Here is an 815-nt window from a genome sequence, read left to right as displayed (position 1 = left end):
GCGTTATCCCTGCAGGAGCTGCCGAAGGCTGCGATCTTTTGATTTCAGAGCTCGTCGCTGATCGGCAACACGTAGTTCTTGAACTCGGTGTCTTCCTTGAAGCCAATGGATTCGTAGGTCTTCTGCGCCACCTCATTGTCAGCGCTGGTGGACACGCGCATGCGCACGGCCTGGGTTTCCTTGGCCATTTTCTTCGCGGTGCGGATCAGGTTGTCGGCCACCAGCTGGCGGCGGGCATCTTCGGCGACATAGATATCGTTGAGGATCCACACGCGCTTGAGCGACAGCGAGGAGAAACTTGGATACAGCTGGCAGAACCCCATCAGTTTCTTGTCGTCATCATCGGCCAGGGCCAGATAAATCACCGATTCCTTGCGTCGCAGGCGCTTTTCGAGAAACGCGCGGGAGGAATCCGGGTAAGGCAGGGAACCGTAGAACTCGCGATACTTGACGAACAACGGGGTCAGCAAATCCAGGTGTTCGAGGGTCGCTTGAATAATCCGCATGATAGGTCTCGTCTTCAAGTGGCTGTCTTCAACTGCTCTGACGGCGATGGGAAACCCTGCGGCCGTGCTTCGATCCTGCCTCAAAGCAGCGCAGAAAACGCAATGCGGAAAACGGTTCAGGTTGTGGGTGGATCAAGCAGGAAGTTTCCCTTCATGTCCGCACCGGTGTCCGACTCCAGCGTCTGTACTTGCGCTTCATCCTTCAGGTTGACCCCCGACAGCTGCCCGACAGGGTTCGCGCATCAGATACAACAAGCGATGCGCCGCCATGCCATAGCTCAAGCCCTCAAGCCGCACATTGGAGATGCA

General features: G+C 56.7%; 1 protein-coding gene and 1 pseudogene. Both read right to left on the bottom strand.

The window, feature by feature from the left end; all coding sequences use genetic code 11:
• Positions 1 to 44: 44 nt before the first annotated feature.
• Complete coding sequence (locus HT737_RS30805; protein ID WP_007958617.1) at positions 45 to 506, bottom strand: N-acetyltransferase; 462 nt, start codon at positions 504 to 506, stop codon at positions 45 to 47.
• Positions 507 to 622: 116 nt separating this feature from the next.
• Positions 623 to 815 (bottom strand): annotated as a pseudogene (locus tag HT737_RS30800) (ethanolamine ammonia-lyase light chain EutC); the annotation flags it as partial.

The organism is Pseudomonas sp. MD195_PC81_125 (assembly GCF_014060985.1).
GTDB classification, from domain to species: Bacteria; Pseudomonadota; Gammaproteobacteria; order Pseudomonadales; family Pseudomonadaceae; genus Aquipseudomonas; species Aquipseudomonas parakoreensis.
Note: the sequence above shows the minus strand (reverse complement) of the source record. Positions and strands in the feature narration are given on the sequence as shown.